The organism is Ulvibacterium sp., assembly GCF_028285715.1.
Taxonomy (GTDB): domain Bacteria; phylum Bacteroidota; class Bacteroidia; order Flavobacteriales; family Flavobacteriaceae; genus Ulvibacterium.
In genome coordinates, this window is the sequence record NZ_JANQOO010000016.1 from 165,201 (window position 1) to 174,303 (window position 9,103).

Here is a 9,103-nt window from a genome sequence, read left to right on the forward strand (position 1 = left end):
CAGCCGGAACTAAATTCAGTGTTAACGGTTTCAAAACTCGTGAGGAACCATCAAACGATGCCATAAAGAAATTCTAGTCAAGTTTTTTAGTCCAATTCGGTAATCTGGAGATTTCGCCAATTTACTTTAATTCCACCCCCATCATGGATCTGTAGGGCAATGGATCCTTCTCCCATTCCTATTTTTTCGTCGGAAAAGCTTACCATTTCGGTGCCATTGAGCCAAGAGGTGAGTTTATCACCTTCCAACCTTATTTTCATCGTGTTCCAATCCCCCATTTTAAGTGCCTTGTCCTTCTCCGGATCGGGCTTTATCAACCAACCACGACCATAGGATTCATAAACACCACCGGTATCATGACCAGGAGGGGCCACCTCTACCTGCCAGCCGCTAATCTTTGTGCCCTCAATGGTTGAGCGGATGAAAACACCGCTGTTTCCATTGGCTTCCTGCTTAAACTCCAAGGTCAATTCAAAATTCTTATAGTGCTCATCCGTGGCCAAATAGCCATATCCCTTGTCCGGACCACTTTCACAGATCAACAATCCATCTTTTACATACCATTTTTCGGTGCCATAAATTGTCCAGCCATCCAGATTTTTTCCGTTAAAAAGTGATTTTTGTTGAGCCAGACCAAAGCCGGATATTAGAATTGCTACTAGAAGTGCCGCTTTTTTCATTCTATGTTTTTATTTTTCTATTTAACTAATTACTTAAATCTCCTTTGAAATCGTAAAGTTATCCCTGAATTTATTTCCTTTACCTTACTTTCTCTACACCTAGACCGCGCTTAGAAAGAGGGGGCAAGCCCCGTTAATTGAACCATTGGCCCCAAGGGATTCGGCTTAGGATCAAAACCAATCCGAGTCCATAAAAGATGGCTATACTTTTGAACTTCTTCTTCCCTTCCATAAATCTTTTGTGACGGGACCATCCTATGGTAATCAATACTATTGCAACAATGTTGATAAAAGGATGTTCCACGGCCAAGAGACGTGCCGCAGAATTCAGTCCACCCATGCCTAAGGCTTTAATGGCGTTTAATCCACTTGGGGAAATAAAAAACAATAAGAGACCGATCAAGAGTTGGATATGGGATAAAATCAAGGCAAAAAGGCTTAAGCGCAAATCCTTCTGTGGATAGAACATTTTATTGCCCAACCATCCCATAATGGCATTGGCCACAGCAAGAAAAAGAACGGCCAATACCACATAGGCCAAATAGGAGTGTAGAATTTGTACGGTTTGATACATCATGTTGATTTTGGCCTCCTAAAATACAAATTCTTTGGTATTAAAAAACCCCAACTGTATTGTTGGGGTTTAAAGGCTTGTGTATCCATCAGAAATTATACCGTAGACTTAAATTCCAGGTTCTTCCAATTCCTAGATAATATCCGAAGGAATCCCTTTGGTTTATATAATCCGCATCAAAAACATTGAAGACATTTCCTCTAAGGACCATTTCATTTGAGCCTCCTAAACTGAAGCTATACGTAGCTCCGGCATCTACCAAAGTGTAAGCAGGTAATCTCTCCGATTGGAATACCTGATTGTTAAGGGATGCATCTATGACATCCTCCACATCTACAAAACCATAGAATTCCGTAAAAATATTTATGTCCGTATCAAATGAAAAACCCTCACAGATATCGACATCTATTCCCGCACCGGTAGAGACCTGTGGGGCCTGTCCAATTTTTGTTCCTGTTAAGTCTACACTTCCACTGGCAATAAGTTCCGCTGTTTCATTGTTCTCCGTTATAAAAGGGGTAGTACCATCATATTCCCAATTCCCAATAGATCCGCGCCATTTCAACAAAAATGCCGCAGAAGGTCTATATCGGATGTCCAATTCTGCACCTCTATGGACCTGTGCAATATCGGTATACCGTGTCCTGATATCTATCTCCTCCCCATTGATTTCACGTTGTCCAAAATCCTGTAGGAATCTATTCCCCCAAGTTGTATAGTAGAGGTTAAAATTTATGACAAAATCGCTTGTAGTTAAACGATATCCCCCTTCAATGCCCGTAATTTCCTCATTATCCACCTCCGGTTCCACGATTTCGTTGGAATATCGAATATTTGTGAAAATGTTGTCCAAAAAGGCCTGTCTGGAATATTGTCCGATATTTGCAAAAATCACATGTTTGGAATCAAAAGTATAGGATAAACCTCCTTTTATGGTATAGCCCAATCGGTTTAACTTTTCGGATTCCCCCAACCCATCACCAAAACCGGATAACCGCCCATCTCTTTGATAATTTTGATTGGATACGGCTCCTTGTACGAAAGCAGAGAAAAGATTATTGGAATACTCCGCTTGCCCGAATACGCCCTGGTAATTTATATTCTCGGAATAATCAAATTCATAACGCTGATCGGGGTCCGCAAAATTGAAAAGGGCCGCCCAGGGATCTGCCTCAAAAGTTTCTGAAATAATATAATCATCCGGTCTATCCGATCTGCGATTATCATTGTAACCTTCCAAGCCTAATTTATCTACCAACTGCCTCCAGTGATCTCCCCTGTAGAATCTGAAATCAGCTCCAACGTTCAAAGCCCAATTTTCATTCGGGTTGAATTCCAGATTGGTCAACGCGCCGTACCAATTATGATTATTTACAGAAGCCCTCAGAACACCTGCACTTCCAAAAGATCCTATCCCATCCGGATTTTGAGAAATATTGTTTTCAACAATGGCGTCAAAATCTACTTGGCCGTCTTCCCGAAAAAAACGGGTACCCCTGCCCAAAGGACCGGTACCTCCCCCACGTCCCCAGGAAGCGTACAGCACTGTTGACAGTGCCGTTTCTTCATTAAGGGTCCAATCCCAGTTCAAGTTGGCCACAGGTTTATGATAGTAATTTCTTCTAAAGGTAAACTGTTCCCCTCTCAAGAACCCGGCATTGTCGTTGAATTTTTCACCAAACTCTTCATACTCCTCCAAATCCTTTGAAAAATTCTGTCCGTGAAACTGAGGTGCTCCGGTAATCAAGAAATTAAAATTATGGGAATCATTGGGTTGAAAGCCGACTCCAAGAAAGTAGGTCTGTCCCTGACCAAAAGTACCGCCGGCCCATTTTCTATGACCTTGCCAGTGATCCAGTAATATGGAATAGGCCCATTTCCCCTTTAATCCGGAATCGTAGCTTGCCGTTGTCTTACCGTAACTGTCGTTTCCGGTCATAATGCGGACAAAACCTCCTTCTTTACGTGCCGTAGCTTTGGACACGATATTGATTGTACCCCCTACGGAGGATATAGCCAGTTTAGAAGAGCCCAAACCCCTTTGTACCTGTACTGCGTTCGCCACATCCGCCATTCCGGACCAATTGGACCAGAATACCCGTCCATCCTCTACACTGTTTATAGGCTGCCCGTTCAAAAGAACTGCTGTATTGGTCTGATCAAATCCCCTGACGAATATCTGGGAATCTCCGAAACCGCCAGCTTGACTGGATACATATACATTAGGCGTATTTTTCATAGTTTCCGGAAATTCCACATTACCTACTCCTTTAGTCTGGATTTCAGCGGCGGGAATACTAGAAACGGCAATAGGCGTTTGTCTATCCCGGGCGAGGTCTATGATTCCAGAGCCCACCACAACTACTCCTTCCAACTCTTCCGCATCGGGGGATAAAACAATCTGTCCCAAACTGCCTGAACCATCAAAAGTCACCCTTGAAGTGATAAAACCAAGATATGATATAATTAACGTTCCTGAATCCTTGGTAGCTTCAATAGTAAAATTTCCATCAAAATCCGTTGTAGTACCATTACTGGTCCCATGAACAACGATATTTGCCCCGGGAAGCGGACCTCCTACCTCCGCATCCAAGACCGTGCCTGTAAGTGTTGCCTGTGAAAATACAATGGACACCATAAAAAATGCCATCAGCGCCAGATATGTCCTTCTCATTGTTTGCACTGCTTTACAATTTTTGAATTTGCCGCGAAAGTGCCTTTTTTCCAGATCTTTCATGTTAAGGCAATGTTAAATTAGCAAAGACAAATTTAACATAAATTCGACAATCTAAACACTGAAAAACAAGAAGTTACATTGTACATTGCAGAAATAGAAAAATGTCCCTTTAACTCTTAAAAACTTGTAAAAGATGCAAGGTAGAGGCATCATGATTCCCAATATTGGAACTATTGATGTCTTTTAATATGGATCCTGCCAATTGCTTGCCCAGTTCCACGCCCCATTGGTCATAACTGTAAATATTCCAGATAACGCCCTGAACAAAAATCTTATGTTCATAAAGGGCTATCAGCGCTCCAAGACTTTTTGGGGTCAGGCGGTTGATCAGGATGGTGTTTGTGGGCTTATTACCCTCAAATACCTTGTATGGAACCAATTTTTCCATTGTAGCATCTGCAAGCCCTTTGGACTCCAATTCAGACCGGACTTCTTTTTCTGTCTTGCCGTTCATTAGGGCTTCTGTCTGCGCAAAGAAATTGGCCATGAGTTTTTGATGATGGTCGGTATCTCCATGAAGCGACTCCTTAAACCCGATGAAATCCGTAGGAATCAATTTGGTGCCCTGATGTATTAATTGAAAGAACGCATGTTGGGAGTTGGTTCCAGGCTCTCCCCAAATAATGGTGCCCGTTTGGTAATGGGTTTTAGTCCCCATTCTATCCACACTTTTACCGTTACTCTCCATGATGCCTTGTTGTAGGTAGGCGGAAAATCTAGCGAGATATTGGGTGTATGGGATAATGGCTTCTGTCTCGGCACCATAGAAATTATTGTACCAGATACTCAATAAAGCGAGGATAACGGGAATATTCTGGTCAAATTCCGTGCCTTTAAAATGTTGGTCCATTCCATTGGCCCCCTCTAAAAGCGAGTTAAAATTTTGAAAACCTACGGCCAAGGCAATGGAAAGCCCCACGGCGCTCCATAAGGAAAACCGGCCTCCAACCCAATCCCACATGGGGAATACGTTCTCATCTGAAATACCAAACTCGCTTATGGCCGCCGTATTTGTGGAAACCGCTGCAAAATGAAGGGCAATGTCCTTCTGGGTAGCTTTTTGCAAGAACCATTTTTTTATAGTTACTGCATTGCTAAGGGTCTCTTGGGTAGTAAACGTCTTGGATACAACTACAAAAAGCGTAGTCTCGGGATTCAATTCCTTTAAGACCTCGTGAACGTGGTCACCATCCACATTACTCACAAAATGCATCCTTAAATGGTTCTTATAAAACCGCAAAGCTTCGGTGACCATTGCAGGTCCTAAATCGGACCCTCCTATTCCAATGTTTACCACATCGGTGAAAGGTTTTCCGGTAAAACCCTTCTTTTCTCCAGAAATTATGCCATCCGTAAAGCCTTTGATCTGTTCTTTGACCTGAAAGACCTCCTTAATTACGTTTTTGCCATCGACTACTATACGGTCAGCCTTCTGGGCACGAAGTGCTGTATGTAAAACGGCACGACCCTCCGTATGGTTGATCAAATCCCCTTCGAAATATTTATTTATGGCATCCTTTAGGTTTACTTCTTCCGCCAGTTGTAACAAAAACTGTACTGTTGGCTCGGTAATTCTATTCTTGGAAAAATCGACCAAAAAATCCTGCCATTTAATCGTAAAATTATCCACTCTATTTTGACCATCCTCGGCAAAAAGATTTTTTAGGTGGATTTCATTTGTTGCCTCGAAATGTTTTTTGAGTTCTTTCCAAGCGGATGTTGTGGTAGGATCAATACTTTGTAACGGCATTTGCAGGTTTTTCTTAGGGTTATGAGTTATTTCTGTGATTATCCAAAAATAAACATAATCCCGAGACTAAAGGAAAAACCAGCGCGTGAAAAAGTTCTATTGGTTCAGGGTAATCAGATCTTCATCCGAATCGTTGGGCTCCGGAAATTGGATGCAGTCCAGTTGATCCTTTTTTGGGTTAATGTAGGCATAGTATTCGGGTCTTAGTTCCTCGGCCAAGGGCTCGGCCTTTGGAAGTTCCTCGCGCAGTGGATCTACTTGTCTCCCATTCTTCCAAAAACGATAACATACATGAGGGCCGCTTGTATTACCCGTCATGCCGACCCATCCTATTACATCGCCCTGGCGCACAAATTCGCCTCTTCTTACCTTTTGTTTCTTCATGTGAAGATATTGGGTAGAGTAGGTACCGTTATGACGTATTTTTACATATTTTCCATTACCCCCTCTACGGGTAGATTCTGTTACCGTACCATCGGCCGTGGCCATAATAGGCGTTCCGATGGGCGCAGCATAGTCCGTTCCTAGATGGGGCCTTATTCTGTTGCCATAAAAGCGAATCCTTCTTTTAAGATTATACCGTGAGGATATTCTGCTGAATTTTACCGGTGCCCTTAAAAATGTTCTCCTAAGATTATTGGCTTCCTCATCAAAGTAGTCCATTATGTTTTTTAGGGAGTCGTTCTCATAGGCAAAGGCATAAATGGGTTTGCCATTGTGTTCGAAAAATGCTGCTTCTATGGGTTCGCAACCCGCATAAATAGAATCGTTGATGTATTTTTCTTTATAAATGACCTTGAATTTATCCCCTTTTTGAAGTCTAAAGAAGTCAATGGTCCAAGCGTAAATTTCCGACAAACTATTGGTTACGTTATAGTCTATTCCCTGATCTAAAATGGCCTCCGACAATGAGGTTTCTATAACCCCGGAAGCCTCACGCTCCACGTACTTCACCTCCTTTTTATCCTTATAGGCCATTACACTGTCCCTTAAATCGACAACCGTGTAATTTATACGGTCATTTTCATATATGAAAAATTGGGCCGCTTCCGCAGTGTCCTTGGATTTTAAGATAAGGTAGGGTTTCCCAACACGTATTTTGCGAACATCAAAAGTATCCCTGAAGTCTTGGGATATCTTGGCAATCTTTGGATAATCTACCTTGTGTTGCAACATGAGTTCGCCAAAACTGTCCCCTCTTTTTACGGTGTCTTGCTGCACCTTGAAGTTGGAAAGGTCAAAACCGAACTGTTTTACGGCTGCGGGAGCCTCTACAATGGCCACCTCACTATTATCCATTTCAGTTCGTTCCAACGGTTTATCGTCCTTACAAGATGTCAATATGGAAAATAATAATACTACGCCCCAGAGTATTCGCATTCTATTTTTTTATTTTCTCAGGGTTAAAGATATGGTCTACCCATTGCTTTCCCCAATTTTCTAATTCCTGATTCGTGTACAATTTCGGAAAAAATACAACCTTTTGAAAACTCGGTGGCAAATACTCTTTCCAGTTGGTGCCTCCAGTAGCCTCTACCTGTCCTTTTTCGCTTCCCAGATACCGGTAAGCGGAACCCATATGCATCAAAGGCCAGTTTATATTTGCATTCATGTCCAATGTCTTTAACGCCTTAACCAGCTCTTTATTATTTCGTTTCTCGTCTGGCATTTGCAGGTACTTGTGGTAGATGGTAGTATTCTGCAATTGCTTCGCTATTCGTACTAATCTTGGGGTGTATCTATATTCAAATTGCTTCAAGGTAAGGGTCTTTTCCCCGGTAACGTAATCCGTTGCACCCTTTTTCCAATAAATATGTTCGTAAAGTTCCTCAATGGTATCTTTAGATGAAAATCGGTCACGTTCCGTATAGTGTACCAGGTTTTCCAATGGAGTGGCATAAAGCTCGATCATCCTATATTGTGCAGACTGAAAGCCGCTGGAAGGTAACAAGGCCATTCTATATTGAAGGAACTGTTCCTTTTCCATTCCTTTGATCATAATACTGAAAGACGATATGAGGGCTTGGTAATAACTGTTTATTCTTCTGGCTTTCTCGATAAAAAAATCAAGGTTCTGAGCCTTATCGTCCACCAATTGCTTCTGTTCATGAAGAATCAATTTAAAATACAACTCGGTAATCTGGTGGTACATAATGAAAATTTCCTCATCTGGAAAATACGTGCGAGGCACCTGGAGACTAAGTAGGGTATCCAAATGAATGTAGTCCCAGTACGTGAGGTAGCGCTGGTAAAGAAGGCCGTCCAAATAGGAGCTTAAATCTTGTCCGGAATCTTTATATTTTTCTTCTAACTTGGAGATTTGGGATGCAATCTTCTCCTTTTTCTTCATCAATTTGGCTAATCCATTATTATTTTGAACTGGTGCTTAAGTCCATTGTATCCATCCAAATCTGCCTTTATGGAACCTACGGCCAAATCTGCCTTGATGCGTACCGGAATCCGATTTTTGTCGGTCGAGACCCAAAGCGAAAGGCTTTCCTGTTCCTTGAACACCCGACCCGACTGTACGTACGGTCTAAATTTATAACACTCGACTTTCCCGTATTTTGTTTTTAAAATCTCCTTTCCCAAAAATTTGAGCCTGAAATTAAAAATACCATCATCATCATATAGCATTTTCAAGGTTATTGCCTCTCCAACCACCAAATCCTCGACATTGTAATTGTTCCTCAAGTAATAAAAGGCGGAAATTAAATCCTGGATACTATCCTGAAGTGTAAAATTAAGTTTTTTCTTGTTCTTTTTATCGTTAAGTATGGCCTTGTCATTATCGTGATCAAAATTTATCTCTACGTCTTTTGTATACCCCCCTTCATTAATCTTGCGGATAAATCGATACGGTCTTCCATTTTCCTTGTCAAAATAACTTTCATAGGTATCATCAACTTTAAAAAAAATACTGGCAAATCCCGTGGTGCGCCCTTTTCCCACTACATGATAGACCGGTACCCCATCTATGATATCCGATTTGACCTGAAGGGTAGCATAACTGGCATTTAACCATCCATAGTGCATACGGAACTTTAACCACTCACCCGGCTTAAAGGCGGATGCGTTATCCTGGGCCCCGACACCAAGGTTTAGGGAAAGAAAAAGGAATATGAAAAGCTTTCTCATAGCTATTTGTTATGGTAAAATTACTAAAAGCCAAAACAACGTTTGTGCCTCGTAACCTTTACTTAAACAAAATTTATTCCAAAGTATTGTGCAAAAAAAGCCCTGACGTCAGCGTCAGGGCTTTCCTAAATAACCAACCAAACTTTAAATTATGAAAAACCAATACTTAAAGTTGTAAGGGAACCACCCCTTACATCAACAAAGATAGGGCAAAGCCATAAGCG

7 protein-coding genes are annotated in these 9,103 nt (G+C 41.7%); all 7 read right to left on the reverse strand.

Annotated features, from left to right (window positions below):
* Positions 1-86: 86 nt before the first annotated feature.
* Positions 87-680 (reverse strand): DUF1080 domain-containing protein, encoded by a 594-nt coding sequence (locus Q0993_RS06895; protein ID WP_299531123.1) that lies wholly within the window; start codon positions 678-680, stop codon positions 87-89.
* Positions 681-813: 133 nt separating this feature from the next.
* Positions 814-1,254 carry a hypothetical protein gene (locus Q0993_RS06900; RefSeq protein ID WP_299531139.1) on the reverse strand — a complete coding sequence of 147 codons (441 nt, stop codon included), beginning with the start codon at positions 1,252-1,254 and terminating at the stop codon, positions 814-816.
* A gap of 88 nt (positions 1,255-1,342) precedes the next feature.
* On the reverse strand, positions 1,343-3,928 hold the full coding sequence (locus Q0993_RS06905; protein ID WP_299531125.1) for a carboxypeptidase-like regulatory domain-containing protein: 2,586 nt from the start codon (positions 3,926-3,928) through the stop codon (positions 1,343-1,345).
* Positions 3,929-4,100: 172 nt separating this feature from the next.
* Positions 4,101-5,741: a glucose-6-phosphate isomerase gene (gene pgi, locus Q0993_RS06910; protein ID WP_299531127.1), complete on the reverse strand. Its 1,641-nt coding sequence runs from the start codon at positions 5,739-5,741 to the stop codon at positions 4,101-4,103.
* 96 nt (positions 5,742-5,837) lie between these two features.
* Positions 5,838-7,121: a peptidoglycan DD-metalloendopeptidase family protein gene (locus Q0993_RS06915; protein ID WP_299531129.1), complete on the reverse strand. Its 1,284-nt coding sequence runs from the start codon at positions 7,119-7,121 to the stop codon at positions 5,838-5,840.
* 1 nt (position 7,122) lies between these two features.
* Positions 7,123-8,091, reverse strand: a complete 969-nt coding sequence (locus Q0993_RS06920; RefSeq protein ID WP_299531131.1) for a tryptophan 2,3-dioxygenase family protein — start codon at positions 8,089-8,091, stop codon at positions 7,123-7,125.
* Between the two features lie 8 nt (positions 8,092-8,099).
* Entirely contained in the window at positions 8,100-8,879 is a 780-nt protein-coding gene (locus tag Q0993_RS06925; protein ID WP_299531133.1) for a DUF3108 domain-containing protein, read from the reverse strand.
* Between the last annotated feature and the right edge of the window lie 224 nt (positions 8,880-9,103).

Excerpts from the sequence above, each read along its gene's own strand:
- Q0993_RS06895 (WP_299531123.1), bottom strand. The coding sequence starts at position 680 with ATGAAAAAAGCGGCACTTCTAGTAGCAATTCTAATATCCGGCTTTGGT.
- Q0993_RS06900 (WP_299531139.1), bottom strand. The coding sequence starts at position 1,254 with ATGTATCAAACCGTACAAATTCTACACTCCTATTTGGCCTATGTGGTA.
- Q0993_RS06905 (WP_299531125.1), bottom strand. The coding sequence starts at position 3,928 with ATGAGAAGGACATATCTGGCGCTGATGGCATTTTTTATGGTGTCCATT.
- pgi (WP_299531127.1), bottom strand. The coding sequence starts at position 5,741 with ATGCCGTTACAAAGTATTGATCCTACCACAACATCCGCTTGGAAAGAA.
- Q0993_RS06915 (WP_299531129.1), bottom strand. The coding sequence starts at position 7,121 with ATGCGAATACTCTGGGGCGTAGTATTATTATTTTCCATATTGACATCT.
- Q0993_RS06920 (WP_299531131.1), bottom strand. The coding sequence starts at position 8,091 with ATGAAGAAAAAGGAGAAGATTGCATCCCAAATCTCCAAGTTAGAAGAA.
- Q0993_RS06925 (WP_299531133.1), bottom strand. The coding sequence starts at position 8,879 with ATGAGAAAGCTTTTCATATTCCTTTTTCTTTCCCTAAACCTTGGTGTC.